Raw genomic sequence first — 26,021 nt, 5'->3', positions numbered from 1 at the left:
ATGGCGCGGTTGAAGCCAAGGTCAAAGCCGAGGTTGCAGAGCTTTGCGCTAAATTCCCGATCTATCCAAACCTGTAAGACGAAGGATCCCAAAACCATGAGCTTTCACAACATCGACCAAGCCCCCGCACGCCTGAACCGCAGCGAGCTGGCCGTTCCGGGCAGCCAGCCCGGAATGTTCGAAAAGGCAGCGAAATCGGATGTGGACGTTATCTTCCTTGATCTGGAAGACGCTGTCGCGCCTGATGAAAAGGAACAGGCGCGCAAGAACATCATCGAAGCGCTGAACGATATCGACTGGGGCAACAAGACCATGTCGGTGCGGATCAACGGGCTGGACACGCACTACATGTACCGCGATGTGGTGGATGTGGTCGAACAGGCCGGTGATCGCCTGGACCTGATCATGGTCCCCAAGGTTGGAACCGCAGCTGACGTATATGCAGTCGACATGCTGGTGACGCAGATCGAGGACGCCAAAGGTTACAAGAAACGGATCGGATTCGAACACATCATCGAAACCGCGCTTGGCATGCAGAACGTCAGCGAGATTGCGGCCGCATCCAAACGCAACGAAAGCCTGCATTTCGGGGTCGCCGACTATGCGGCATCGACCCGTGCCCGGACCACAATCATCGGCGGTGTAAACCCCGACTATTCCGTTCTGACCGATGCGGATGCAGATGGCGGACGCATGACGCATTGGGGCGATATGTGGCACTATGCGCTAGCCCGCATGGTTGTCGCCGCCCGAGCCAACGGCCTGCGCCCGATCGACGGGCCCTTCGGTGACTTTCAGGATCCAGACGGGTATCGCGCGGCAGCGAAACGCGCGGCCGTACTGGGATGTGAAGGAAAATGGGCTATCCACCCCAGCCAGATTGTCCTGGCCAATGAGGTCATGTCGCCATCAGATGCCGAAGTCACCAAAGCACAGCGCATACTCGTAGCCATGTCCGAGGCTGAATCGGCTGGCAAAGGCGCTGTGTCTCTGGATGGTCGCCTGATCGACTATGCCTCGATCCGTCAGGCCGAAGTACTGGTCGAAAAGGCTAGTCAAATCGCTGCGGCATAAGCATCTGTATTACAAGCATTCCTTGGCGCGGGGTCTTTTGGGCCCCGCGATTGGGTCTTAACGTCTCGTGGTCTACATATTATCGCCGCGACCGGCACCTTGGATTTGCGCGCGGACTTGCACCTTGCTTTCAATCTGATGATCGGTTCAAACTAAGCCCTCGCCAGTTGATTTACAGCTGCCCCAAAGACTGACCGGCTCTTGCAAAAAAGGGCTAACGTGCTGGCAAAGAACAACAAGAACTCATCGAATGTTAGCACCTACAGACAGATCAAAGACTGAACAGCGAATAACATTCGAGATCTTCGTGCAGGCCGAGTTTGCGTATCTTGAGCTGTCATCCATCATTGCAGTTTTGCAGACGGCAAATGATGTTCTCAACCGCGATCTTTTTCGGTGGCAGATTTCGTCGGACACGCCCGGTCTGGTGTCCAGCAGTTCAGACCTGATTGTGCGGGCAACGCCTGCCATCTCTGACCAGTATCTGAGCGATTGCCTGTGTGTTGTGGGCGGTCAGTTGGGAGATGTCAGCACATGGCTGCGACGCGTCCGGGCAATGCAAAAACACAAACGACCAGTTGCCTTGTTTTCGGACGCGGCACGCGAATACATCAAGGCGACAGTGCAACAATCCGGGCCGGTCACGGCACATTGGCGCGACATTGGTTTGCTGCGTGAGATAGGGGATTATCCCATGCTTTCTGAGAGTCTTGTTGCCCGAAATGGAGCAGTGTTGACTTGCGCCGGGCACGGTCATACCGCCGAGGCGATCATCGGCATTCTGGCCGAGGTTCTTGAGCCTCAAGATAGGGCTGAACTGGCCTGTCAATTGATGCTGAACGACGTTCGGGGCCACGCGCAAGAGCAACCCAAAGGTCTGAGCGCGAACCCGAATTTCCTGGAAAAGCGGCTGCAAAACGCGATCCGCATCATGGAAGAAAACACCGAACACCCGTTGCCAACGGCCAGCCTTGCCCGCCGCGTGGGCGTATCTACCCGGCAGTTAGAGCGTCAGTTCATGCTGCACCTGAGCACGTCGCCCGGAAAATTTTATAGAAAGATCAGGTTGAAAAAAGCGTTTACTCTGGTCTCGAACTCGCAAATGCCGATTATTGACATCGCCATAGCCTGCGGTTTTGCGTCAACCTCTACGCTTGCCCAGACATTCAAGGCCGAATACGGCAAAACACCAAAACAACTGCGGCGCACGGAGTGACCATTATACGGCCACTGGAATTCCTGGCAGGTTATGCTGAGGGGCGAAGGGTCTTATCTGCATCGCAAAGGCGGTAGACATTCACTTTCCTTGAACGTCCTTTGACCGTGAATTCGCCGCAGTCGATCAGATGAAAAGCCGGGCTGATCAGGCGCGCTGTGGCATCGCTGATCAAAATTCTGGTTTGCTCGTCACTTGGCAGCTCGCCTACAAGGGTCTCGATCCGGGCGCAGGTGTTCACCGTGTCGCCGATCACCGTGTAATTCATCCTGTCGACGGCCCCGATATTGCCGACAATCAGCGGCCCGGTGTGCACCGCGATTTTGACGCCGTACTCGACGCCAGCCTCAGCCAGAGATCGCTTGATTGCCATTGCAGCCCGGCAGGCGCGTTCGGCATGGTCCGTCTGGTCCTGGGGCGCGCCCCAGAACGCCATCGCGGCGTCGCCGATGTATTTGTCGAGCGTTCCGCCCTCGGCTTCTATACAGCGGTTCAGGATCTCGAAATGCCGGTTCAGCATTGCTGCCGTGGCTTGTGGCGTCATGGCCTCGGATGCGGGTGTGAACCCCACGATGTCGGCAAACATGACGGTCAGTTCGACTTCGCGCGGCAACACAAGGTTAGGGTCTCCGGTCTTTAGCATTTGCCGTACAAGGGTTCGGGGCAAATAAGTTTGAAACCAGCGCAGCCCGTCGAGCATCTTGTTGAAGGCCACAGCCTGAAGGTTCAGTTCAGAGACCCGAGAGGGGGGCAGGTGGTCGATTTGGTTCAGATTCAGCTCGCTGATTTTGATGGCTTCTTCGGTCGACCTGTGAATGGGTGCCGCCAATCGTCTGGCCAACACAAGCGCCGCAATGACCGAAGCGATCAGTAAACCAAGACTGACCAGGGCGGCATCACTCAGCCGGGACCATTGGTTGCTCCAATCGCTCAGTGGAGAATACTGCCCGATCACCCACGGCTCAGATCCGAAGCCGCTGACGATGCTTGTCAAAACCAGGTGTTCTCCGTCCAGCGCCTCGACCACATATCCGACAAATGTTCCATCGTTGCCCTGAAACTCGGGTGGCTGCATCAGCATTTGTGAGATGACCGCGTCATCAAGTGCTGCGACCGAATGCAAGGGGGCGTTTGAACTTAACGTGTTTGCAGACAGGTTCAGCAATTTGGGATGGGCCAGAACGCGGTTGTCACCGTACAGAACAAAACCGGTTGCCCCGTATTTCCCGCTTAACTCGTCGACCAGGCCCGAGAAATGGTGAACGGTAGAAGAAACGAGCACGGCCCCGAGAAAAATACCGTCTTTATAGGCAGGTACAGTCGCTGAGATATGTGTCCGGCCCTGGTCAAAGAAGGGTTCGTTCCAGACCAAACCATCATAGCCTTTAACATCTTTAAGATACTGAAGCGTGCCTGCAGCCGGAGGCTCGTATGACGTTATTAAACGTGGCCCCTCAACATCCGTGATATGTGTTGAAATGAACAGACTGCCGTCAGGATACACGATGGCAAGATCTGTCAGATATGGGACCGAAGCCACCACGCCTTTGAAGTAGGCTTTCAGAAAATCGGTGTCGTGCAGATCGACTTCACCCGTGCTTGCGTCTTCTTGTAGGGATTGCGCCAGTTCCTCGATCGGTGTCGTCAGGCTAAAGATATCGTCTTCGATGGATTCGACGATCATCGCGGCAGACGTATTCAACAGTTCCGTCGTGTTCTGAAAATTGGCATAAGTCGAAACCAACAGAACTGCGCCAGCCGATATTGCCACCAGTCCGCCAATGGTCAGCGCCAGCAGAGTAGAAATCCGGATTTTTAACCTTGTCTGGCGGTTGCTTTGCGCCCGGGCGCTTTTGTCGATCACGCCAGTGTGCTGCGTATGCTTGTCTTCGTTGACCATCTTTGAACGATATTTAGCTTGGCGACCCGTTACAACGTCTCGTTGACGTCTGAGACGGGATCGCCGCTAGCCAAGATACGCACGCAGGCTTGGCGGCGGGTTGTCAAAGAGTTCCGTTGTCTGAACGGGGGCATGCACCGTTTCGTCTGTAACAAGTACGGTTTGGTCGGCAATACGGCGTGCATCCTGCGGATCGTGGCTGACCATCAACAGGGTCGTTTGGGTTTCGGCCACCAGATCGGCCACCAAATCCAGCATTTCGGCTTTCAAGGCTGGCCCAAGGGCGGCAAACGGTTCGTCCAAAAGCAACAGTTCGCGCCGCTGCACAAGTACGCGGGCCAGGGCAACCCGGCTTTGCTGTCCTCCGGACAGTTCCGAGGGTTTGCGCGCGCCCATACCATGCAAAGAAACCCGGCCCAGAGCGGACTGAACCTGTGCACCCTCGTCTGCGGACAACCGACCGTTTGGGCGCAGGCCCAGGGCGATGTTTTGTTCAGCCGTCAGATGCGGAAACAGGTTTCCGTCTTGAAACAGCATCGCCATAGGGCGCTTGCCGGGATGCAAGTTGGAAATCTGCTGACCACCCCAAAAGATCTGACCCTTTTTCAGATCCCGAAATCCAGCGATAGTCTCCAACAATGTGGACTTGCCCGCCCCGGACGGGCCGACAATGGCAATGCTGTTGCCAACCTCGATCTGGATATCGGCGTTTAGGGTGAAATTCCCGTTTTCAATCACGCAGTCGTCAAGCTTCAGCATGCCAGCGCCCTCCTCGGTCCAATAGCCAGAATGCGCCCATGGACAGCAGCAACAGCAGTAATGCCCCGCCGGCAGCAGCCTGCATCTGATAGGCACCCATCAAGCGGTAGATTTGCAAGGGCAGGGTCGCGATCTGCGGATCGGCGAACAGAGCGATCACACCCAGATCACCCATTGACAGAGCCGCCCCAAGACCAGCGGCGAACCCAATCTGCGGACGCATGCGCGGTAGCAAGATGCGCGTGAAAAACGTCCATTTTGTCATATCCAATGAAAGCGCGAGACGTCCGTGCCTGGCGGTTATGTCGCGCGCGGCGGGGACCAGAATGCGTAAAGCAAAGGGCAGGGCCATCGCAGCATTTACCAAAGCAGTGACAGGCAGAGCCAATGTCGTCGGGTTTGCCAAAGGCCGGATTAAGATGAACAGGCCCGTACCGATGACCAATGGTGATGCCGCCAAACCCAAAATGCCACTGAGTTCCACAAGCCCGTACCGGCCGCTCGCGACGGCGGTGGCCATAGGCAAAGCTAGCAATAGTAGGACTGCAGTACTTGCCGCAGCAACAAGGACCGAGATCAGCGCAGCCCGAAAAACGATTGCGGGCAAGTCAAACAACCCGGCAACTCCCGAAATTACGACCGATGCTAAAGGCAGTAGCAAAAAGACGGCCGCTGCGACGATCCAGAATACATCTATCGTCGGCGCACCCCCATCCCAGCGGCGCAAGGCGCGATCGAGACCTGTTCCAAAACCGTCCCCGCGCGAAAACTTCAGCGCCACCAAAGCGGTCGCAGCTGTCAGGGCAAGTTGCAGGGCGGATAACAGGGCGGCGCGACCCAAGTCGAAATCGTAGGTAAAAGCCTGATAGATTGCCAGTTCGATTGTTGTAGCCCGTGGCCCTCCGCCCAAGGTCAGGGCGACGGCGAAGCTGGTCAGGCAGATGGCGAAGATTACCGCCAGAACCCCGGGCAGGGTCCGTTTGAGCATGGGCATCTCGATCAGTCGAAACATGGCCATACCATTGCAGCCCAGTTGTGCGGCCAGGCGAAACCGTTCTGCCGGAATTTCCTGCCAGGCTTGCAACACAAGGCGTGTGGCCAGGGGTAGGTTGAAGAAAACATGCGCCAGTACGACCCCATGCAAGCCGTAGATGCGTATGGGCGGCAGGCCGAAAATGCCAAGGAAGTCCGAGATCCATCCCGACCGGCCAAAGACTTGCAGCAGACCCAGAATGGCAACGATGACCGGCAGGATGAAGGGCGCACCCAAAAGCGCAATTAAAGCCCGTCGGCCGGGGAACCTCCGACGTGCCAAAGCCCGCGCAACCGGCACGGCCAACACCACGCTGAACAATGCGGACAGCGTGGCCTGGGTCAGCGTGAAGCGCAGCGCAGCCCAGTCAGCGGGACTGAACCCGCCGCTGGTTTCAGCACGCAGTGCAACCGCCGTAAGAGTGCCCAGGATTAGCGCGGCGACCAGAGCTGCCGCACCGATACCGGGCCATGGGCTTACTGGCTGAGCGCGTTCTGCCATTCTGCCAGGGCCTGATCCCGCACGGCGGCGGCTTCATCGGGGGAGAACAGCAGCGACTTTGCCGGCACTGTCAGGGTGTCGAACCCTGCAGGCAAACCTTCTGCCGGGGTTACGGCCGGGTACATCCAGTTGGTTGTCGGTATAATTTGCTGGAACGCATCCGAGACCATGAACTGCAAAAACTGATCCGCCAATTCGGCCTGATCCGTCGCGGCCAGCTTTGCCGCAACCTCAACTTGCAGATAGTTGCCCTCGTCAAAAGCGGACGCAGCCTTGCTGCCATCGTCCTCGGCAATCAGGTGATAGGCCGGAGATGTCGTATAGCTGAGAACCATGTCCGACTCGCCCTCAAGGAACAGGCCGTACGCTTCGGACCAGCCTTTTGTGACCGTCACGATATTGTCGGAAAGACCAGTCCAGATTTCGGGTGCATCATCACCATACGCCGCTTTAACCCACATCAGCAGACCCAGACCGGGCGTGGACGAGCGAGGGTCCTGGATGATGATTTTGGTGTCGCTGTCCGCCAGCTCCCGGAAGTTCGCAGGCGCGGTCGCATCCGCTTTGTGAACGAAGGCGAAGTAGCCCCAGTCATACGGTGTGAACGTGTCATCGGTCCATTCGATCGGCAGCGCGAAGTCGGCAGAAACGGAATTGGGCGCAAACAGGCCGGTTTCCCGGGCCGCTGCAATCAGGTTGGTATCCAGACCAAGCACGACGTCGGCGTCAGAGTTTTCACCCTCAAGCCGGACACGCGACAAAAGTGCGGCACCATCTTCGACGCCCACGAGGTTCAGCTCGCAGTCGCAGGTTGCCTCAAAGGCTTCTTTGACCTGCGGGCCGGGGCCCCAGTCGGATACAAAGCTGTCATAAGTGTAAACGGTCAGCTGAGGCTTGTCGGCGGCGATGGCCGTAGTTGCACTCAGAAGTCCCGCAGCAATTAGCAGATGTTTCATGTCATCCTCCATTGCGGCGAGAGGGTAAGGATGGATGAAACCGAAACCCTTCCCTCCGCCGGTTCTAGCCGGTTCAGGTTCTACGGGTTCGCTTGATAAGCATCTCAGCGCGGCATGCCGTGCTCCCCGAGGTGAGGCCGTCACTAGGGGGGATTGGCCAGAAAGACAACCAAATTCGGCGCCTCGGCGCGGCGCGTGTCGTATGTGGGCAAGTAAGCCTGTCCGGAGCCAGACGCCCTTTGAACCTGTAATACGTTTGGTTCAAAGGGCCATAGGGTCAGAAGTAACGCAGCCAAATATAAACGTTTGCGATCATCAAGGTCAGGATCATGATCGGGAATGCAATTTTGGCGAAGGCGATGAAGCCGATGGGCTGCTTGGCCTTTTCCGCAAAAGCAGCCACCGTAAGGTTGGCGCTTGCCCCCAACAGTGTACCGTTGCCGCCCAGACAGGCGCCAAGCGCCAGCGACCACCACAGGGGCTCAATCGCGTCTTCGCCGCCAAATGTATCCGCGGTGGATTCGATCAGAGGGATCATCGTTGCCACAAACGGGATGTTGTCCAGAATGGCCGACAGGATGCCAGAGGCCCAGAAGATGAAGAACGCGGTCCACATCATGTCGCCTTGGGTCAGCTCCAGCACTTTCTCACCGAAGAATGCCAGCAGTCCAACATGTTCGACACCGGCAACAATGACGAACAGCCCACCGAAGAAAAAGATTGTGACCCATTCAACTTCACCAAAGATGTGGTGAACCGACTCCGACTGTTCTTCACCGCTTTGGTGGCCATAGGCCAGCAGCATCAACAGGCCTGCACCGGCTAACGCTGACGTACCCGGCTGAATGCCGTAGCTGTGTCCCAGCGTGAACCCCAGCAAAACCAGAGCCAAAACGGCCAGAGACTTGATCATCAAGACAACATCAGTGACCGCTTCGGATTCGTTGAAACCCATAATCCGATCGCTGGCCGATTTCGGAATGCGGGCCAGTTCCTTGCGGTTCATAAGGTAAATAATGCCGGTCAGGACAACCAGACATATGGCCGAGATAGGCGCCAGGTTCACCACGAAATCGTTGAAGCTCAGCCCTGCGGCCGAGCCAATGATGATGTTGGGCGGGTCACCGATCAGCGTCGCTGTTCCCCCCACATTCGAGGCCAGGATCTCGGCGACAAAGAACGGGAACACACGCGTTTCCAGGGCTTCAGTGATCAGCAGCGTAATCGGGGCGATCAGCAAAACGGTCGTTACGTTGTCCAGCAGGGCCGAGAACACCGCCGTAATCAGCGTCAGCATGATGAGGATGCCGGTTGGATTGGCTTTCACCGCTTTTGCGGCCTTGATCGCTACGTATTGGAACAATCCGCATTTGCTGGTGATCCCCACGATGACCATCATGCCGATAAGCAGTGCCAGAGTGTTGGCGTCCACACCCGCCACGGCCTGTTCCTGATTGATGATGCCAAACAGGACCATCAGGGACGCGCCTAGCATCGTCAAAATGGCGCGGTTGACCTTTTCTGTGATCAGGACCGCATAAACCAAAATCAGAATTCCGGTCGCGATCCAAAGCGGATCAATGCCCAATAGTTGTGGAACAGAGAGAGCGGCCTCTCCGTGTGACGTCGAATGCGTAGCCAAGGTTTTAGTCCGGTTTGTATAGGGTTAGCTGAGTGCGCGATCCAAAAGCGAGTTAGCGCTTACGGTGCCAACGAAACGGTTGGTTTCGGGCTCAACAAGAATCACGTGCCGTTTGTATTTGTAGATCAGGAAGATACCTTCCATCACTGGCGTGTCGGGTGCAGCAACGGGAATGTTCGAAGGCCTCGACATGTTGTCGCGAACCTTTTCGGTCTTCAGCCTCTCCATCTGTTGTTCGAAATCATCCCGCGTCAGGTTCATGAAGCTGAGCGAGTCGATCGCGACGCGCGACGCATCATCATTCAGACCGATTGTCGCCGCCTTCGGCAGAATCAGTTTCAGCAGCGTCGGGGCGGTAAAGACGCCAACATAAGTCCCGTCTTCAGCCACGACAGGCAGAAATCGTGCCCGGCTGCCCCTGATGATGTTGAAGGCCGTGGCGATGCTTTCATCCGGCAGAATGGTCTTTTGTACCTCAGGCGGTACCATCACGTCATAGCAGGTTAGGCCCATGCTTTTCCTCTGACTTCACGCGGCTATCGGGTGAAACGCCATCCAACAGCCACAGGGCACGCCCTATTTCGGCTTGTTAAAGCGTGTCAGGGCGAATCAAAATTTGTTGATGCGCACTGATTCCATTGCCGGGCGGAATTGACCAGCCCGGTAATGAAATTAAGTCGATATCCTTCCGTTATTCGCCATGTAGGCCAATAATGGAAGGTTGGATTCAGCTTGGGCTTGCGTCAGTGGCGTTTTGTGCCTCAGTTTCCGTTTCCGAAATAACTGGGGCTGCCTTCGAAGCGTGGAAAGCCGTAATAGCTCAAGCGCGGGTCAGCTGTAATTCGGTGCGCGTTTTTGCAGTTTGGCCGCAACGCTTTCGGCGAAATCCGGGGATTGTAGCTGCGCGGCAAAAATCTTGATTTCCGCGGCCATGTGTCCGGCCACTTCGTCACGCTGATTGCGGATCAGGGCCTTTGACTGTTTGAGCGCTACCGGGGATGAGGCTGCAATGGCTTTTGCGATCTCCTGGACTTCGTTCATCAACTCACCGTCGGCAAAGACGCGCGCGACCAACCCGTGGTTCAGGGCCTCGGATGCCGTCAGAACCCGCCCGGCCAGCAAGACGTCATTGGCGACAGCCATACCGAGAGACGCAGGCAGCAACATCGAAGAACCGGCCTCGGGCACCAGACCCAGTTGGACAAATGGAGCGCTGAATGTAGCGCTGTTCGCGGAATAGACCAGATCGCAGTGCAGCAGCATGGTCAGGCCAACACCAATTGCAGAACCGTTGACTGCGGCGATCAGGGGTTTCGGACAATCCCGGATCGCATTCAGGAACCGAATAATCGGATTTTCAGCGTCACCCGCCGGAAGACCGCCTGTCATAAAGTCCTGCAGGTCATTCCCGGCCGTGAACATATCGCCTTCACCAGTGATGACCAGCGCCCGGGCTTGATCGGTTTGACCGTATTCTTCGATGGCTTCAGCTATCGCGGAATACATGGCAAAAGTGATCGCGTTTTTCTTGTCTGTGCGAGAAATCGTGACTGTGGTGACGCGATCCTGAGTGCTGACGATGATATGTTCGCTCATGGCGTTATTCCTTGGATGTCCGGCGGAATTTGTGCCGCGTCGGCTGTGGGTTTCCTGCATGTGGGCAAGTTCGTATGCGGGCAAATAGCCTGCGTCAACAAATCAGGGCGGTTACCTCACGTCGCCGGGTGAGTGTGCCAGATTGATCCCCACTGCTGAATTCAGTGGTGCCTTAACTTTGCAGCGCAGTTACGAATTTTTTTACATCTGGTGGAGATCTACGTCTTTTTGCGTAAGCTATCCGGTAACCCTGCCGCAAAGGGATCGGCGACATGCTCATCCTTATGAGGGTCTCCGACTTTAAATCCATCGCCGCCATTTCTACTGAACAAGCGCCCTCAGGAATAGGCGCTTTCCGCCGGGCAATCCGTTTTCGGTCAGAGTTTTTGAATTTCTTATGCTCTCCAAAAAGGCTATCCATTTATAAAACCCTGTTTCAAGCCCTGCTCAGGATAACAGGAAGGGAGGGTCGAAGATGCGTGATGTCTTAAACTTGGATTTGTATCCACTGGACCAGCCGGGCAGCACGGCCTGGCACAGCCTGATCGAACGCTGCAAAGCCGATCTTTCTGAGAATGGACTATTTAACCTGCCTGGCTTTGTTCGCGACAGTGCGCTGGAATCGGCGGTGTCTGAGCTGCAACCGGTTTTTGCCGAAGAGGCTTTTGTCCACGCGCGGCGGCACAACATCTATTTCAGGACGTCTATCGAGGGCCTCGGCAGCGACCATCCGGCCCTGACCCAATTTGAGACGTCTAACAGAACGATTTGTGCCGATCAGTTGGGGCAGGCCATTGTGATCCGCCTCTACGATTGGCCGCCATTTGCGCAGTTTCTGGCTGCGGTCATGAAAAAGCCAAAGCTTTTTGTGATGGATGATCCGCTGGCCCGCGTGAACGTCATGGCTTACTCAGCCGGGCAGGCCCTGAACTGGCATTTCGACAGGTCCGAATTCACCACAACGCTGCTGTTGCAAGCGCCGTCTGCGGGGGGTGAATTTGAGTACGAAAAAGACCTGCGTAGTGATGACAACCCGAATTACGATGGGGTGGCTGAATTGCTGGAAGGCCGGCGCAAGCCCACGCTCATGAAACTGCAGCCGGGGACTTTGAACATCTTCAAAGGCAAAAACACGGCGCACCGCGTCTCGCCTGTTCAAGGCGACCGCGACCGTATGATTGCCGTGTTTTCCTTTTATGATCGGCCAAACGTTCAGTTCACACACGAAGAACGCATCGGGTTTTACGGGCGCGCGTCGTGAGCCGGGATTGCGCATGCCTGACCCGTAACTAGTGTCCGGATCGTTGATCCCGACACCGCTACGGCCTCTGACTGCGTCGTTCTGTTGGGAACTCTAGAAGAAATCTGGCTGAGTTTCCAAACGGGCGAATGCCGCGAGCACCGAAACGAAAAAACCAAGTTTCCGAGAAACCTTTGTGCCCCCGGCGATGTTCAGCCCGCTCTGGATTTCCATGCCAAAACGGGCTGCCCTGTCAGGTCATAGGCATTCCGCCAATGTTTTTGCGATGTTCCGGATCATTTGCGGGTACAGCTTAGCCCCGGGTTCAAGATCAGAACCTAGTGGATCTATCACACCGGTATTCGCTTCGGTTCCGACCAAGACAGTGGCGACGATGCCTGGGTTGAATTGCGGCTCTGACAGAACACAATTGATCCCTTCTTCGCGAATGCGCCCCTGAATCTCAGAAATCCGCGCCGGGCTTGGATCTGACGCGTCACTAAGCGAAATCGCACCCGACGCGGGGAAGTCGAAGGCGTTCTCGAAATAATGATAAGCATCGTGGAAAACGATGAAGTTACTGCCGCGTACAGGTTCCAGAGTGGCACTCACTTCAGCAGAAAGGGATGCCATCTCTTCGCGGGCAGCCGCCGCGTTTGCGAAATATGCACCCGCATTTTCCGGGTCCGCTGCGGAAAGCTGCGCGGCAATCACGTTCAGCCAGGTGTCGGCGTTTTTGGGCGAAAGCCAGGCATGCGGATCATGATCGCCATGCGCGTGGTCATGGTGGTCGTCGTGTTCAGCATGATCCTCGTGATCGTGGTCTTCATCCGCGGCATGCTCTTCGTGGTCATGATCGTCATGGTCTTTGTCGTCGGCATGATCCTCGTGACCATGATCGTCATGGTCCTCCTCTTCAGCGTGATCTTCATCGCCATGATCATGCGCTTCAAACAGCGCGTTCTCGCGGAAATCCAGTAGGACGGTGCCATCCGTTTCGAGCAGGGGGGTGACTGTCGCTCCGTTGGTCAGGTTCTCGACTGCGCCTTCCATCCATGGGGTCAGGTCCTCGCCCATCCAGAATACCAAATCCGCATTCTGCAGGGCAGCCGCCTCGGAAGGGCGGAGGTTGTATTCATGCGGGGACGCGCCGACTTGTACGATCAGGTTCGGTGCGCCAACACCTTCCATCACGCGCGCCACCAATGAGTGCACCGGAGCAATATCAACGGCAACATTTGGGACATCGGCCATCGCTGTGCCCCCCATCAACGCAGCCGTGACCGAAACAGGAAGAAGCTTTCTGGACATCAAACCCTCTATGTGATTTTATAACGTTGCGAGTGGCATATATGATATGGAATAACATGACAAGTGAGATGAGACCTGCACCTGCTGAAGACTCCGCCCTTGTCGGATTCCAAAAGCACGACCACGCGCACTGCGTCGAAAGTAGCCTGACCGTTGCCGAGACCCGGTGCAAAGAAGAAGGTCTGCGGCTGACTCCCGTGCGGCGCAAGGTTTTGGAGATGCTGCTGCAGGAACATCGGGCCTTGGGTGCTTATACAATTCTTGATCGATTGCGCGACGAAGGCTTCGGATCGCAGCCACCAGTGGCTTACCGCGCCCTCGATTTTCTTGTCGAGAACGGGTTTGTCCACAAAATCGAACGGTTGAACGCATTTGTCGCCTGCGCACATCCCGGGGCAACGCATTCTCCGGCCTTCATGATTTGCAGGAAATGTGATGCTGTGGCCGAAACACATTCAACACCCGCGAAGGGAGAGCTGGGCGCAGCCGCGCGGGCAGTGGGTTTCGAGATCGAGCGGACCGTTGTAGAAGCCGAAGGCGTTTGCCCCGACTGCACCGAAAAGGCGTAGAAATGAACCTGATTACCGTAGAAGACCTCAGCGTTAGCTATGGGGCCAATACCGTGTTACGGCACATCAACATGGGTGTCGAACCTGGTGAAATTGTGACCATCGTCGGCCCTAACGGATCGGGTAAGACAAGCCTGCTGCGCGCCATAATCGGTGCAATCAAACCGTCTGCCGGGCAGGTAAAGCGAAAGCTGGGGCTGAGAATTGGCTACGTCCCGCAAAAGCTGCATATCGATCCGACCCTGCCGATCACCGTCGAACGGTTTATGCGGCTGACCCATCGCGCGTCAAAGAAGGATTGCGCGACTGCGCTGGAAACGGCCGGTGTGCCCGATCTGCTCAAGCGCCAGATGTCACAGCTTTCGGGCGGACAATTCCAGCGCGTGCTGCTGGCGCGGGCCTTGATCAACCGACCCGAAATCCTGTTGCTGGATGAGGCCACGCAAGGGTTGGACCAGCCTGGTTCGGCTGCGTTTTATCGCCAGATCGAAGACGTGCGTCAGGAAACAGGGTGCGCTATCATCATGATAAGCCACGAGCTCCACGTGGTGATGAGCGCCTCGGACCGGGTGATCTGCCTGAACGGCCATGTCTGTTGCGAGGGCTCACCTGCGGTTGTGGCCTCGGCCCCCGAATACCGCGCGTTGTTCGGAACCGGAACAGGTGGAGCGCTTGCCCTTTACCGCCATGATCATGATCACAACCACGATCATCATCATGACCATGGAACAGATTCACAGGAAGCCGCAGAATAATGCTTGATGATTTCATGACCCGAGCCACGCTGGCCGGTGTAGGCGTGGCCTTTGCTGCGGCGCCGTTGGGGTGTTTTGTGGTGTGGCGCCGTATGGCCTATTTCGGCGATGCCACAGCGCACGCAGCCATTCTCGGCGTGGCCTTGTCGCTAACGTTTCAGATGTCGGTTTTTACAGGTGCGCTGGCCGTCGCCTTGTTGATGGCGCTGACCGTGACGCTGTTGGCAGGTCGTGGGTACGCAATGGATACGTTGCTGGGTGTCATGGCACATTCCGCTCTGGCTTTTGGCCTTGTGGCGGTTTCATTCCTCTCCGGTGTCCGGATTGATTTGATGGCCTATCTGTTTGGAGATATTCTGGCCGTTTCCCGTTCGGATCTGGCCGTCATCTGGGGCGGCGCTGCACTGGTCGTAATTTTGATTGCCTGGCGTTGGTCCCAGCTGTTGACGGCGACGTTGAACGAGGAACTGGCCTATGCCAGCGGGTTCGATCCCAAGCGCGAACAACTGATATTGACGCTTGCATTGGCCATCACGGTGGCAGTCGCCATCAAAGTTGTGGGTGTTCTGTTGATAGCGGCGATGCTCATCATACCAGCCGCTGCGGCGCGTAATCTGGCGCGGTCACCGGAAACGATGGCCCTGATTGCAGCGGCAATCGGGGCGACGTCGGCTGTGGCAGGGTTGCGGGCTGCTTATGTCTTCGACACGCCGGCCGGGCCCTCGATTGTCTGTGTTGCCGCCATTTTGTTTGCCTGTTTCAGCCTGCTTGGTTGGCAGCGTCATACCAACTCCTGACAGTCGCCTAAGAACGGCAGCTTATGTAAGAGGGGCGTAGAAGTGCCACTTGACTACGCTGTTGATCAAAGAGTGTGGAACAGACGCCCAGGTAACGTTTCGTGACGCGGTAGATTCAGCGCTTTCAGCAATCCATAGACCATCGCTTGATTGGAGGTAATGACGGGTTTGTTCAGCGCGGCCTCAATCCGTTCAATCGCCTCGACCGAGCGCATGTCTGTGCAGCTTAGGACGATCGCCTGCGCGTCCGGGTGATCAGCTCTGCACGCCAGGTCGAACACCTCACCCGGGGTCAGTTCACCTTGCCCATAGTTGCCAAGTTCGCGGCCGACATCGACACATTTGACAGTCTTAATGCCATTGCGGAGCATGAAGTCCATCGCCTGTTCATTGATCTCGCCCAAATAGGGCGATGAAAAACCGACCTTTGTTGCGCTGACTGCTTTGATCCCAGCGATCAACGCCCCTGCAGCGGTCAGCGAAACTGCACCCGAGCCCGCCTTGATCTGCTGGGCCAGCTCTGCATCAAAAGACGGTCCGTGGGTCAGCGTCGCCGAGGTGCAGCCATACAATACCACATCGGGGCGTATGCCCGAGATCATCCGCAGGTCGTGAGTGATATCCGATGCACCCAACCCCGCCATCTGATCCGAGCCGGGGATTTCATCCACGTCATACCCGCCCATACGTTGAAAATGGACTGTAGTGTTGGGCGGCCTCAACAACTCCATATCCGGTTCGAGGTTGGTGTTGGTGAAAGGTACCAGAACACCGATTTTGGCTGCGGTTCGTGTTTCGGTCACTTCAATGCTCCCTTCAGGGCGGTCAGGCACCGATCCATGATCGGCGTCTCGCAGATTGTGGCGCGCAGGCAGTCGGTTAAGCCGTATCCTCCCATGCCGCGCATTAGTAGGTCGTCCGCCCGCAGCGCCGCGTCTGCCCGTTGCGCATCCAGCGTTGAGGCAAAGCGCAATAGCACAAAGTTTGTGTGGCTTTGAGGAACGATTAGGCCCAACGCACGACATTCCGCGGCAAATCGTTCACGGATTTCAGTCGTGCGGGCAACCACATTTTGCATATGCGCCTGATCGCGGATCGCTGCAGTTGCCGCCGCCTGTGAAGCGATGGAAATATTGTTTGGATTAAGCAATTTGCGCAGTTCAGCCGCAATCTCGGGCGGGAAGTATCCCCATCCTACACGCGCGCCTGCCAGGCCATAGGCCTTGGAAAAGGTGCGCATGATCACGGTGTCCCCTCGATCGCTCAGCGCGAATATGTCGGCCGGATCATCTATGTGATCGGAAAACTCAGCATAAGCCTGATCGACGACCAGTAGAACATCGGTGGGCAGTTCATCGCGCAGACGAAGGATTTCGGAATTGGGGATCAGGGTGCCGGTCGGGTTGCCAGGGTTGCAGACAAAGACGATCCGCGTTTCAGGTGTGACCACAGCGATGATATCGTCGACGGATACGGTCAGATCCACTTCACGCGCCTTGACGTAATCGGCCTGAACCTGAGCGGCTGCTGAGGCGACAAACGCATATCCGTAATCCGTGCCAAGGACCCGATCACCGCGCCCGGCATAGGCGCGGATCAAACAGCCGATCAGCTCCATCGAGCCTGCTCCGCACAGCACCCGTGCCGGATCGAGTCCATGCACATCTGCAATTGCTGTGCGCAGTTCCAACCATTCCGGATCAGGATACAATTGCAGATCGGCCAGTGCGTCACGACCCGCCTTGATGGCTGCGGGACTTGCGGGAAAGGCGCTTTCGTTCTGGGCCAACGAGATAGTGTTTTCGCCGCCAAGGTCGGCCAGCGCATAGGCCGCCATTGCACTTATGTGGGGAACCGGGCGGATCATGATGTGCCCCCAAAGGATTTTGCGCCTTTTGCGCTGATCAGCCCGCGCTTGAGGTCTAGGGAGATTGCCTGCGGGTCCCGCTCGGCCGGATCGCCAAAACCACCGCCCCCGGGGGTTTCAAAGACCAGGTAGTCGTCAGCTTCAACGCGCAGTTCTCCTTTGCCCGGGATATCATTTTCGCCATCGCGGAAACGAATACGACCGGGTGCGCCGGGTTTTCCACCCATGCGTCCGAGGGCGGGGAATTTGAGGCGCTCAACCGACAGGAAAACGAGGAAGGGTGCGCCATTGGCCGAGGTCATCTCGATCCGTTGGCCGAGACCGCCGCGATACTTGCCTGCACCTCCTGAATCCTGGCGTAGTTCGCGTTTCCAGATTGTGACCGGGGCCACGCTTTCCGTGATCTCGACCTGAGATCCGAACACGCCCGAAGGGTAGGCTGTGGCAGACAAGCCATCCGCGTGTGGCCGAGCGCCGGTGCCGCCATTATGCACAGGTTCAACCGCGAATTCCCGACCTCCATCACGCGCCACTTCGGGTGCGTGCCGCATCGGCAGATCGAACATGCAGGACGCGCCCTCGGCGGGGACCTGATCTGGCAGGGCCTGATGCAGGCATCCAAGCACCAGATCTGGTGTTACCTGTCCTAGCGTGTGCCGCATTGCCACCGGGGCGGGGCGTTGTGCATTGAGGATGCAGCCTTTTGGGCCGTCCACTGTAAACGGCTCCAACGATCCGGCGTTGTTGGGGATGTCAGACCCGACGATGCAGCGCAGGGCGAAGACTGTATAGGCGGTCGCATAGTTCAGCGGCACATTGATACCCTTGCCCGAACAACCCGACGTTCCCGTGAAATCCACATGCATGCCCGTTTTGCTGACCGTCAAGGTCGCGTGCAGTTCCAGTTCTTTTTCATAACCGTCCATCCTCAGAAGGTTTCTATAGGTGCCTGCGGGCACTTCAGCGATGGCTTCAAGCGTGCCGCGGCGCGAGGTGTCGATGATGTAGCTGCCCAGTTGATCCAGATCGTCGATTCCGAACTCATCCATCATATCGAGCAGGCGGTTCACGCCCGCTTCGCAGCAAGCGACCAGTGCATATATGTCGCCCTCATTAGCAATAGGCTCGCGGCTGTTGGCGCGGACAATGTCCAAAAGCAAGGCGTTCGGGACGCCTTGTTCGACCAGTTTGCAGGGTGGGATCAGCAGGCCCTCATCATAGATATCTGACCCTTCGGGGCCCATTCCAAGGCCGCCCAGATCCACAAGATGCGAAGTGCATGAAGTAAAGCCGACGACTTTGCCGTTTTTGAATGCGGGCATCATCAGCAAAAAGTCGTTGAGGTGTCCCGAAGCCAGCCAAGGATCATTGGTCATGTAGATATCACCGGGCCTCATGTTCTGAACCGGGAAATGACCGCGCAGATGCATCACGGCTTCGGCCATCGTGTTGATGTGTCCGGGCGTTCCGGTAACTGCCTGTGCCAGCATCCGACCCCCGGCGTCAAAAATCCCGGCAGAGATGTCGCCGCATTCGCGCACAATGGGTGAGAATGCGGCGCGGATCAGGGTTTGGCCTTGTTCTTCGACCACCGCAAGCAAGCGGTTCCACATGACTTGCAGGCGGGCGGGGGACTGATCGGCAGTCATCATACACCTCCTTTCTGATCTTGGATAAGGATGAGGTTTCCAATGGCATCTAAATACGCCGAGAAGTCTGATGAGACCAAAGTCGTCGTCTGCGGTTCCGTGATCAGCGCAGGGCCGCAAACCCGGTCGCCCGGGCTCAGGCTGTCGCGTGACACAAAACCAGCCTGCTTTATCTGACCATCTACATCGCAGGAGATGGGGCGGGTCTGGGCTGGTGTGATCGTTGTCAGAGACGGTGTTTCCGGCAAATCTGGAACATCCGCATCTGGGGTTGCGACGCGGACAGCCCAGTTCAGGATCTCGATTTGCATTCCCGGCACGGGACGCGAGAATTGTTTACCGTATTCCGCCTCGAACGCATCAGTCAGCGGCTCTATGTCTTCGAAAGTTAAATTGCGATCGGGCAGAGCAATCTCGATCTCGTGGCCCTGACCATTGTAGCGCATGAAGGCCGTGCGTTGCGTTTCGGTGGGTGCATCACCTGCGCCTTGGGCAACCACACGGCTTGCCCCGTTGATCATGTCGGAAAACAGGGCGTTGACCCGCTCCAGATCCAGGGATTCAAGTAGAGAATAACTTGATCTGACGATCTCAAAACTGACCGGAGCAAACAGAAACCCGACTGCGGATCCGACGCCCGGATCGGGCGGGATCACGATGCGACGGACCCCGGCGGATCGGGCCACACGGCTTGCGTGCAGGGGGCCATTACCGCCAAAGGCGATCATCGTACGGGAACCAAGGTCCTTGCCTGATTCCACCGCATGCATCCGACCCGCGCTGGCCATGCTTTCATCGACGATGCGACTGACGCCGTCCGCCGCCGCTGTGGCGTTCGTGTTCAGACGCGCGGCGATGACCCGGTTCAGCGCAGCTTCAGACGCTGCGGGGTCAATCTTGATAAACCCTTCGGCAAATGTGTCCGGCACGATATAGCCCAGGGTGATGTCGCTGTCAGTCACGGTTGGCTCGGTGCCGCCCCGCCCAAAGGCCGCCGGACCGGGTTCTGACCCGGCCGATTTTGGACCCACGGTCAACCGTCCCAGACGGTCAACCCCGGCGATTGAGCCGCCGCCTGCGCCGATTTCGATCATTTCGACCACTGGGATACGTACTGGCATGCCCGATCCCTTGATGAACCGCGCGGCCCGCGCGATTTCGAATTGGCGCGAGGTTTGCGGCCGTGCATTGTCAATCAGGCAGAGCTTCGCAGTCGTCCCGCCCATGTCGAAAGATAGAACCTCGTCAATCCCGGCCCGCGCTGCGATCCGTGCGGCCAAAATTGCTCCGCCCGCGGGGCCGCTTTCGACCAGCCGGATCGGAAAGCGTGAGGCGGTTTGAACGGTGCACATGCCGCCACTGGCCGTCATCATCAGGATCGGACATTTCACGCCTTCTGCCTGAAACCGGGTGGCAAACCGCGCCAGGTATCTTTCCATCAACGGTTGGATGTAGGCATTGGCGACCGTAGTGCAAAGCCGGTCAAACTCTCGCGCCTCTGGGCTTACATCAGAGGAAATTGAAACTGTCAGGCTGGGGCGTTTTTCCGCCAGAATGTCGCGCAGCCTGCGTTCGTGCGACGGGTTGGCATAGGCATGCATCAAACAGATAGCGACCGCTTCCGCACCGGTGGCATCCAGTTCGGCCAACAGCGCGTCAATCGAACTGGCGTCCAGCGGGATCAGCACATTCCCATCGGCAGCCATTCTTTCGCGAATGGTCAGCGCCCGTTCGCGTTGGACCAGCAGGTCCGGCTTTTCCAGGTTGATGTCATATTGCGCGTATCGCCGCTCATTCGCGATTTCCAGAATGTCGCGAAACCCTTCGGTCGTCACAGTTGCCACAACAGCGCCTTGACGTTCGATCAATGCATTGGTCGCCAACGTCGTTCCGTGGATGAAACCTGTCACTTCATTCAACGACCGGCTCGATTCCGCCATGACACGTTTTGCGCCTTCCATCGCGCCATCTGCAGGATTTTGGTGCGTCGTGAGCGTCTTGGTCGAAGCCAATATGGTCTCATCGTCTGAGACGAGTACCGTATCGGTAAAGGTGCCGCCGATATCAATGGCCAGGCGTAAGGTCTGAGATGTCATGAGGGTGTCCGAATTGTCCGTTGTCTGGGCAGGTGGCAAAGGGCGCAGAGCGCCTGCCATCATCCACTTACGACGAGGTCACAACCGGTTGCGCGGCGATCCAGAGGGTTTGGACTAGAGAGCGGTGTCATATACGCAGTTTGACACGCCCAAGATGTGTCGCAAGTTGGTTTGCGACCAAATTGCCCGGAAGCGACAGAGATGTGCGACTTGATTGCCTAAGCGTTGGTGCATCACCAGTCCTGAGCGGTCGATGGTCGCTCAGGATTTTTTGGAGAGATCAGCCCTGACCAAAACGCCATCCATGATAAGCGCCTTCAGGCTGGTCCGGATTTCACTTTCCGGGAACTTTCCGATGCTCCAATGCCGGAGTGACCAGACATTACAAAGGAAATACAGATAATTGGCCATAAGTTCTGTGTTCATGGGGCGGAACACTTTCTGCTCGACCCCTTTATCCAGAATGCCTTTCCAGCGGCCCATGAATTCACGCTCCATATCAAATACACGCGCGCGGTTCTCGGCAGACATGGACCGTGTTTCCGAATAGACCAGATTGATGTAGCGGCGGTTTTCACCAATGTAGTCGATGTACCGGTCAACCGCTTTTTCAAGGTTTTGATCGGCGGGGCCGGTGAACAGTTCTCCGGTATCGAAAAAGTCGATGATGTCCTGCATGCACATCGTGGTGATCAGGTGAAGTATGTCATCCTTGTCCTTGATGTACTTGTACATCAGCGGAACCGACAGCCCGGATGTTTTGGCAATCTCGCGCATCGAAGCATTGCCGAACCCATGCTTGGCTATCACCTTGCACGCGCCTTCAAAGATCTGTCGCCGCCGTTCCTCGGCGGTGTCGGACAGGGCGCGGGGCGGCTTTTCTGCCTGAGTGGATTTTGGCGTTTCCGCCAGTTGCGCTTCGACTGAGAACGTGCAGGTCACTTCCATCAGCGTGGCGGCTTCACCGGGATTGTGCCCGGCCTGAACGATCGAGACACGGTATGAGGTCAGCAGCGAATCTTCAGGCGACATGCGCATGGCCTGGGCCTCGATTTGCCCCTGTCCCGGGGTTGCCAGATTCGTGGCCGAGGTGTTGACCAGTGTTGGATGCAAAGTGTCGCCGAGGCGTCTGAGTTCCTCGCGCGCAGCATCAATCGCCAGCGCAACGCACACGCCATCTAGCTGCGATTTATTAATAAATTCATCAACTTGCGCAGCGGAATACAAAAACACGTGGCTTGCCTCCATAGGACCCTACCTGAGGGCAACATGTTGAAATCCCTATGTGTTGTCCAGTTGGAAATCGTCGCAGTGTCGTTGCGACGTAGGGAAAAACAATTCGGGGCTTGACGAAATTGCCGGCCGTATGGGAGGGTTAGTGAACGTTCAATTACACGCCAGGGGACGCCTGCATGAAGTTCAAGATTCTCGCCATTCCATTCGCACGCCAGCATGGCGAGGACACTCAGCTTGCTGGACGTGACCCTGCGCGGTTCAACAAGATGATGCACACGATGCGTGATCAGATGGTCCTTGCTGAGGAGCTTGGTTATGACGGCTTCTGCCTGACTGAGCACCACATGCAGGTCGAAGGCGTTGAATGCACCACGAACCCGCTGTTCTGGAACATGTACATCGCCCAGCACACCAAGAACTTCAAAGTTGGTCAGTTGGGGATGAACCTGACCGCGATGAACCCGATCAAGACTGCCGAAGACATCGCCATGCTGGACCACATGACCGGCGGCCGCGTCTTCGCAGGGTTCTCGCGCGGGAACACGCCGCGCTGGACAGCGACCATGGGGCAGCACCTGGACATCACCTCGGCTGAATCCGACAAGTCCGAGGCCGACCAGCGTAACCGTCGCGCGCTGTACGAAAACTGGCGTCTGATCAAATCGCTGTGGACCGATGACCTGACCGAACATCAGGGCGAGTTCTGGAGCTTCCCGTCGAATGTCGAGTGGGAGTTCAATCCGACCAAACTCTGGGGCGGTGACAGCCCGGTTGATAGCAACAAGATCCTGCGCAAATCGGGCATCGTTCCCCGGCCGCTGCAAAAGCCGCACCCAAAAGTATATGCGCCGTTCTCGTATTCGATGGAAACTGCCAAGTTCTGGGCGTCGGAAGGGGCCAAGATGGTGTCCTTCGTGACCGCCGACAAAGAAGAATTCATGCCGGTGATTCTTGAGAACTGCCTGAAGGCCGCGCATGAAAACGGGCTGCCTCAAACCACCAACAACGACGTTCTGGCTCTGGGTGCGCATCTGATGATGGGCAAGACACCGGCCAAAACCAAACAGTACCGCGAAATGTTCGACAACCTGTGGTTCTCGGCCTACGACGCGCCGCCCTATCACGTCCCATTGGGCCGCGTCTGGGACGGCTCGCGTCAACAGGTTCTGGACCAGGTCGGTGAACTGGCCGAGCGCTATCAGATCGACGAATTCTTTGTCTGGCACCACGTGAACTACTTTGGCGACGAGATCGAGCAGGAAGCTCTGATCGAATTTGCCGAAGGCGTCATCAAGCCTCTGAACGGATAACGGGAAGACCGTGTTCGATCTGCATGAAGTTTATCAGCTGTCACCCATCGAAGAGATCATTACGGATTGCGAACAAGGCCGTATGGTAATTCTTGTCGACGATGAAAACCGCGAGAACGAGGGCGATCTGGTGATCCCAGCGGCCTGCGCGGATGCGGCCGCGGTGAATTTCATGGCACGCTTTGGTCGGGGCTTGATCTGCATGGCCATTCCGCCCGAGCGGGCCGAGCAGTTCAGCCTTGGTCCCATGACAGCGTTGAACACGGATCCACATCATACGGCGTTCACCATTTCAGTGGACGCAAAAGAAGGCGCGACCACCGGCATTTCCGCCAGCGACCGGGCGCGGACCGTCGCACTTTTGGCTTCCGACAGCGGCTCTTCGGCAGATCTGGTTTCGCCCGGGCATCTGTTCCCATTGGTGGCGAAACCGCACGGCGTGCTGGAACGCGAAGGTCACACCGAAGCCGCTGTTGATCTGGCCCGCCTGTCCGGGCGGGGGGATTCCGGCGTGATCTGCGAAATCATGAATGATGATGGTGAAATGGCGCGCCTGCCGGATCTGCTGGAATTTGGGGCCCGGCACGGCCTTAAGGTCGGCACGATCGAAGACCTCAAACGGTTTCGCCAGGACCTGCTTTCCAACAAGGCCGCCTGACAGCCAATACCACCTGCGTTTCAAGACACTCATGACCGAGGATATCCTATGACCGCATTTGCCGAGATCGAAACCCTGATGCAGGCGTATATCGAAAACCTGCATGACGGAGACATCAGCAAGACCGACCAGATGTTTCTGCCTGAATGTGATCTTTGCTGCGCCAACGAGGATGGCAGCTATATCCACATGACGCTGGAGAAATACAAAGAGGTCATCGGCGGTCGCGAAAGCCCGAAATCCAAAGGCTATCCTGTCTACGGGCACACAATCTCGATCGATCAATCAGGGCCGAATACAGCCTTTGTCAAGATCGACTGCGCCGTGCAACCCCGATACTTCATCGACTACCTGTCGCTGGTCCGCACAGGCGAGGGCTGGAAGATTGCGGCCAAGGTCTATTACGTCCAGCGCAACCAAGACTGATCCCCTTTATCTGATCGAGTCCCCGAATGACCGCCCCAAATTCCCAACTTTCGGCGCGTGCCATGGTGCAAGCCTTTGCCCGGCTAGAGCTGTCTCCGGTCGAGGTCACGCAGGCTGCGCTGGCCCGTATTGAGTCGGTAAATCCTAGGATCAATGCGATTTACCACGTGGATGCCGAGGGCGCGCTTGAAGCGGCCCGGGCGTCCGAGAAACGTTGGCACGACAACATACCAATGGGTCCGCTGGATGGCGTGCCGACAACAGTCAAGGACGCAATGGATTGCATCGGTATGCCCGCCTATCGCGGCTCGGCGGCAGGTGAGGCATCGGTCAGCACAACCGATCATCCCACAGTCGCACGCATGCGCGAGGCCGGTTCCGTGATCCTGGGCAAAAATACTATGTGCGATTATGGCATTCTTGCAGGCGGAGTGAGCTCAAAGCACGGGGTTACCCGCAATCCATGGGATGTATCGCGCACGACAGGCGCATCATCTTCGGGCGCGTCGGCTAGTGTTGCCGCCGGGATCGAGCCGGTTTCGATCGGCACCGACATCGTGGGATCCATCCGTCTGCCAGCCTCGTATTGCGGCCTGGCCGGGCTGAAGCCCAGCCAGGGGCGAGTGCCCTATTACGTCTGCAACAGCCCGGCGATCACGGCAGGGCCGTTGGCCCGCAATTTTGGCGACGTCGCGCTGCATATGAATGTTCTGACCGGAAAGGATACGCGCGATTTCGCGGCTTTGGCACGGGACGGTGTGAACTATGTCTCGCGCCTGACGCGCGGCGACCGCAAAGGCATGTCGGTACTGGTTATCCCCGAGCTGGGCTTGGGCGAACCGGTGGCGGAAGATGTTGAGGCAGCGCTGGAACGGACGGCACAGGTTTTGCGGGATATGGGCGTTCAGGTCACCTATCTTGAAACCGCACCGTTCAGTCGAGCGGACTGGGGACCCGCCGAGGCGTTCTACAAAATACGTACCCTGTCCGAACTGATGCGCCAACCCGTGGCCGAACAGGCGAAAACGCCCTATATCCGCGACTGGACCAACAATGCACGCGCATTGTCCGCTGTTGAGCATCAGCGGAACTTCGATCACACGCAGGCGTTACGCGAACGTGCGTTGGCGCTGATTGACGGCCATGATTTTGTCCTGCTGCCATCGACACCGGACACCGCCTTTGCTGCCGACCTGCCGGGGTCTGACCCCGATAAGCCGTTCGAAAGCTGGGCCAATACCTTCCTGTTCAACCTCACTGAGCAACCGGCATCCAGCATTCCGGTCGGACTAGACCGCAACGGGTTGCCGATCGGTATTCAACTGGTCGGACGCCGCTTTGACGATCTGGGCGTTTTGCAAATGTCGTGGCGGATCGAACTGGACATCGGAGAAATGCCGCCTGCGCCTCTGTGACGGGCGCAGATGCAG

Annotated in this window: 22 protein-coding genes, 1 pseudogene and 1 riboswitch; of the genes and pseudogenes, 10 read left to right on the top strand and 13 right to left on the bottom strand. The window is 57.1% G+C overall.

Annotated elements, in window-relative coordinates:
- Window positions 1-96: 96 nt before the first annotated feature.
- Both AC2FIO_RS12925 and AC2FIO_RS12920 read left to right on the top strand, forming a co-directional pair.
- Window positions 97-1,074, top strand: a complete 978-nt coding sequence (locus AC2FIO_RS12925; RefSeq protein WP_282119228.1) for an HpcH/HpaI aldolase/citrate lyase family protein — start codon at window positions 97-99, stop codon at window positions 1,072-1,074.
- A 250-nt stretch (window positions 1,075-1,324) separates the two neighbouring features.
- Window positions 1,325-2,290: a GlxA family transcriptional regulator gene (locus tag AC2FIO_RS12920; RefSeq protein WP_282169647.1), complete on the top strand. Its 966-nt coding sequence runs from the start codon at window positions 1,325-1,327 to the stop codon at window positions 2,288-2,290.
- 31 nt (window positions 2,291-2,321) lie between these two features.
- On the opposite strand, the gene AC2FIO_RS12915 is transcribed toward AC2FIO_RS12920, so the two are convergent.
- The 7 genes from AC2FIO_RS12915 to AC2FIO_RS12885 form a co-directional block, all read right to left on the bottom strand.
- Window positions 2,322-4,190, bottom strand: coding sequence for an adenylate/guanylate cyclase domain-containing protein (locus AC2FIO_RS12915; RefSeq protein ID WP_496698100.1), 1,869 nt, complete (start codon window positions 4,188-4,190; stop codon window positions 2,322-2,324).
- A 66-nt stretch (window positions 4,191-4,256) separates the two neighbouring features.
- On the bottom strand, window positions 4,257-4,949 hold the full coding sequence (locus tag AC2FIO_RS12910) for a thiamine ABC transporter ATP-binding protein (protein WP_496698098.1): 693 nt from the start codon (window positions 4,947-4,949) through the stop codon (window positions 4,257-4,259).
- Window positions 4,936-6,483 (bottom strand): thiamine/thiamine pyrophosphate ABC transporter permease ThiP, encoded by a 1,548-nt coding sequence (locus AC2FIO_RS12905; protein WP_496698096.1) that lies wholly within the window; start codon window positions 6,481-6,483, stop codon window positions 4,936-4,938. The genes AC2FIO_RS12910 and AC2FIO_RS12905 overlap by 14 nt, the downstream gene beginning before the upstream one ends.
- Window positions 6,459-7,439: a thiamine ABC transporter substrate binding subunit gene (thiB, locus tag AC2FIO_RS12900; protein ID WP_282119270.1), complete on the bottom strand. Its 981-nt coding sequence runs from the start codon at window positions 7,437-7,439 to the stop codon at window positions 6,459-6,461. Before thiB ends, AC2FIO_RS12905 begins: the two co-directional genes overlap by 25 nt.
- Before the next feature lie 33 nt (window positions 7,440-7,472).
- Window positions 7,473-7,578: riboswitch (TPP riboswitch) on the bottom strand.
- Between the two features lie 138 nt (window positions 7,579-7,716).
- Window positions 7,717-9,081 carry an ArsB/NhaD family transporter gene (locus AC2FIO_RS12895; protein WP_113788495.1) on the bottom strand — a complete coding sequence of 455 codons (1,365 nt, stop codon included), beginning with the start codon at window positions 9,079-9,081 and terminating at the stop codon, window positions 7,717-7,719.
- Window positions 9,082-9,105: 24 nt separating this feature from the next.
- A complete protein-coding gene (locus AC2FIO_RS12890) occupies window positions 9,106-9,594 on the bottom strand; it encodes a CBS domain-containing protein (RefSeq protein WP_496698094.1) in 489 nt (162 codons plus the stop codon).
- Window positions 9,595-9,912: 318 nt separating this feature from the next.
- Entirely contained in the window at window positions 9,913-10,677 is a 765-nt protein-coding gene (locus AC2FIO_RS12885; protein WP_496698092.1) for an enoyl-CoA hydratase, read from the bottom strand.
- A gap of 475 nt (window positions 10,678-11,152) precedes the next feature.
- On the opposite strand from AC2FIO_RS12885, the gene AC2FIO_RS12880 reads away from it, so the two are divergent.
- Window positions 11,153-11,938 carry a HalD/BesD family halogenase gene (locus tag AC2FIO_RS12880; RefSeq protein ID WP_108859555.1) on the top strand — a complete coding sequence of 262 codons (786 nt, stop codon included), beginning with the start codon at window positions 11,153-11,155 and terminating at the stop codon, window positions 11,936-11,938.
- Window positions 11,939-12,175: 237 nt separating this feature from the next.
- On the opposite strand, the gene AC2FIO_RS12875 is transcribed toward AC2FIO_RS12880, so the two are convergent.
- A complete protein-coding gene (locus AC2FIO_RS12875) occupies window positions 12,176-13,228 on the bottom strand; it encodes a zinc ABC transporter substrate-binding protein (protein WP_496698090.1) in 1,053 nt (350 codons plus the stop codon).
- A gap of 56 nt (window positions 13,229-13,284) precedes the next feature.
- Between AC2FIO_RS12875 and AC2FIO_RS12870 the strand changes: the two genes are divergently transcribed.
- Genes AC2FIO_RS12870 through AC2FIO_RS12860 form a run of 3 tightly spaced genes read left to right on the top strand, consistent with a single transcriptional unit; the run spans window position 13,285 to window position 15,349 of the window.
- Window positions 13,285-13,797: a Fur family transcriptional regulator gene (locus AC2FIO_RS12870; protein WP_108859557.1), complete on the top strand. Its 513-nt coding sequence runs from the start codon at window positions 13,285-13,287 to the stop codon at window positions 13,795-13,797.
- Window positions 13,798-13,799: 2 nt separating this feature from the next.
- Complete coding sequence (locus AC2FIO_RS12865) at window positions 13,800-14,552, top strand: metal ABC transporter ATP-binding protein (RefSeq protein WP_282169639.1); 753 nt, start codon at window positions 13,800-13,802, stop codon at window positions 14,550-14,552.
- On the top strand, window positions 14,552-15,349 hold the full coding sequence (locus AC2FIO_RS12860; protein WP_058272042.1) for an iron chelate uptake ABC transporter family permease subunit: 798 nt from the start codon (window positions 14,552-14,554) through the stop codon (window positions 15,347-15,349). Before AC2FIO_RS12865 ends, AC2FIO_RS12860 begins: the two co-directional genes overlap by 1 nt.
- 65 nt (window positions 15,350-15,414) lie before the next feature.
- Here AC2FIO_RS12860 and AC2FIO_RS12855 read toward each other — a convergent pair whose 3' ends face one another.
- The 5 genes from AC2FIO_RS12855 to AC2FIO_RS12835 form a co-directional block, all read right to left on the bottom strand.
- Entirely contained in the window at window positions 15,415-16,152 is a 738-nt protein-coding gene (locus AC2FIO_RS12855) for a maleate cis-trans isomerase family protein (protein ID WP_496698087.1), read from the bottom strand.
- Window positions 16,149-17,216: a pyridoxal phosphate-dependent aminotransferase gene (locus AC2FIO_RS12850; RefSeq protein ID WP_496698085.1), complete on the bottom strand. Its 1,068-nt coding sequence runs from the start codon at window positions 17,214-17,216 to the stop codon at window positions 16,149-16,151. Before AC2FIO_RS12850 ends, AC2FIO_RS12855 begins: the two co-directional genes overlap by 4 nt.
- Window positions 17,213-18,865 (bottom strand): hydantoinase B/oxoprolinase family protein, encoded by a 1,653-nt coding sequence (locus AC2FIO_RS12845; protein WP_496698084.1) that lies wholly within the window; start codon window positions 18,863-18,865, stop codon window positions 17,213-17,215. The genes AC2FIO_RS12850 and AC2FIO_RS12845 overlap by 4 nt, the downstream gene beginning before the upstream one ends.
- Entirely contained in the window at window positions 18,865-20,961 is a 2,097-nt protein-coding gene (locus AC2FIO_RS12840; RefSeq protein ID WP_496698082.1) for a hydantoinase/oxoprolinase family protein, read from the bottom strand. The genes AC2FIO_RS12845 and AC2FIO_RS12840 overlap by 1 nt, the downstream gene beginning before the upstream one ends.
- 261 nt (window positions 20,962-21,222) lie before the next feature.
- Window positions 21,223-22,194: a TetR/AcrR family transcriptional regulator gene (locus tag AC2FIO_RS12835; RefSeq protein WP_496698080.1), complete on the bottom strand. Its 972-nt coding sequence runs from the start codon at window positions 22,192-22,194 to the stop codon at window positions 21,223-21,225.
- A 179-nt stretch (window positions 22,195-22,373) separates the two neighbouring features.
- Between AC2FIO_RS12835 and AC2FIO_RS12830 the strand changes: the two genes are divergently transcribed.
- From AC2FIO_RS12830 to AC2FIO_RS12815, 4 genes and pseudogenes are all read left to right on the top strand, one after another.
- Window positions 22,374-23,507, top strand: a complete 1,134-nt coding sequence (locus tag AC2FIO_RS12830; RefSeq protein WP_282169632.1) for an LLM class flavin-dependent oxidoreductase — start codon at window positions 22,374-22,376, stop codon at window positions 23,505-23,507.
- A gap of 10 nt (window positions 23,508-23,517) precedes the next feature.
- Window positions 23,518-24,159 (top strand): annotated as a pseudogene (gene ribB, locus AC2FIO_RS12825) (3,4-dihydroxy-2-butanone-4-phosphate synthase); the annotation flags it as partial.
- A 54-nt stretch (window positions 24,160-24,213) separates the two neighbouring features.
- Window positions 24,214-24,591 (top strand): nuclear transport factor 2 family protein, encoded by a 378-nt coding sequence (locus AC2FIO_RS12820; protein WP_496698077.1) that lies wholly within the window; start codon window positions 24,214-24,216, stop codon window positions 24,589-24,591.
- A 26-nt stretch (window positions 24,592-24,617) separates the two neighbouring features.
- Window positions 24,618-26,006 (top strand): amidase family protein, encoded by a 1,389-nt coding sequence (locus AC2FIO_RS12815; protein ID WP_496698075.1) that lies wholly within the window; start codon window positions 24,618-24,620, stop codon window positions 26,004-26,006.
- Window positions 26,007-26,021 lie beyond the last annotated feature (15 nt).

This window comes from Ruegeria sp. CDSB086 (genome assembly GCF_059611065.1).
The sequence above is the reverse complement of the archived record's forward strand: the minus strand, read 5'-3'. Positions and strand labels throughout refer to the sequence as shown.

Coding starts and splice junctions, on each gene's coding strand:
- AC2FIO_RS12850 (WP_496698085.1), bottom strand. CDS start 17,216: ATGATCCGCCCGGTTCCCCACATAAGTGCAATGGCGGCCTATGCGCTG.
- AC2FIO_RS12890 (WP_496698094.1), bottom strand. CDS start 9,594: ATGGGCCTAACCTGCTATGACGTGATGGTACCGCCTGAGGTACAAAAG.
- AC2FIO_RS12905 (WP_496698096.1), bottom strand. CDS start 6,483: ATGGCAGAACGCGCTCAGCCAGTAAGCCCATGGCCCGGTATCGGTGCG.
- AC2FIO_RS12840 (WP_496698082.1), bottom strand. CDS start 20,961: ATGACATCTCAGACCTTACGCCTGGCCATTGATATCGGCGGCACCTTT.
- AC2FIO_RS12845 (WP_496698084.1), bottom strand. CDS start 18,865: ATGACTGCCGATCAGTCCCCCGCCCGCCTGCAAGTCATGTGGAACCGC.
- AC2FIO_RS12880 (WP_108859555.1), top strand. CDS start 11,153: ATGCGTGATGTCTTAAACTTGGATTTGTATCCACTGGACCAGCCGGGC.
- AC2FIO_RS12885 (WP_496698092.1), bottom strand. CDS start 10,677: ATGAGCGAACATATCATCGTCAGCACTCAGGATCGCGTCACCACAGTC.
- AC2FIO_RS12820 (WP_496698077.1), top strand. CDS start 24,214: ATGACCGCATTTGCCGAGATCGAAACCCTGATGCAGGCGTATATCGAA.
- thiB (WP_282119270.1), bottom strand. CDS start 7,439: ATGAAACATCTGCTAATTGCTGCGGGACTTCTGAGTGCAACTACGGCC.
- AC2FIO_RS12830 (WP_282169632.1), top strand. CDS start 22,374: ATGAAGTTCAAGATTCTCGCCATTCCATTCGCACGCCAGCATGGCGAG.
- AC2FIO_RS12815 (WP_496698075.1), top strand. CDS start 24,618: ATGACCGCCCCAAATTCCCAACTTTCGGCGCGTGCCATGGTGCAAGCC.
- AC2FIO_RS12910 (WP_496698098.1), bottom strand. CDS start 4,949: ATGCTGAAGCTTGACGACTGCGTGATTGAAAACGGGAATTTCACCCTA.
- AC2FIO_RS12920 (WP_282169647.1), top strand. CDS start 1,325: ATGTTAGCACCTACAGACAGATCAAAGACTGAACAGCGAATAACATTC.
- AC2FIO_RS12915 (WP_496698100.1), bottom strand. CDS start 4,190: ATGGTCAACGAAGACAAGCATACGCAGCACACTGGCGTGATCGACAAA.
- AC2FIO_RS12865 (WP_282169639.1), top strand. CDS start 13,800: ATGAACCTGATTACCGTAGAAGACCTCAGCGTTAGCTATGGGGCCAAT.
- AC2FIO_RS12875 (WP_496698090.1), bottom strand. CDS start 13,228: ATGTCCAGAAAGCTTCTTCCTGTTTCGGTCACGGCTGCGTTGATGGGG.
- AC2FIO_RS12860 (WP_058272042.1), top strand. CDS start 14,552: ATGCTTGATGATTTCATGACCCGAGCCACGCTGGCCGGTGTAGGCGTG.
- AC2FIO_RS12925 (WP_282119228.1), top strand. CDS start 97: ATGAGCTTTCACAACATCGACCAAGCCCCCGCACGCCTGAACCGCAGC.
- AC2FIO_RS12870 (WP_108859557.1), top strand. CDS start 13,285: ATGACAAGTGAGATGAGACCTGCACCTGCTGAAGACTCCGCCCTTGTC.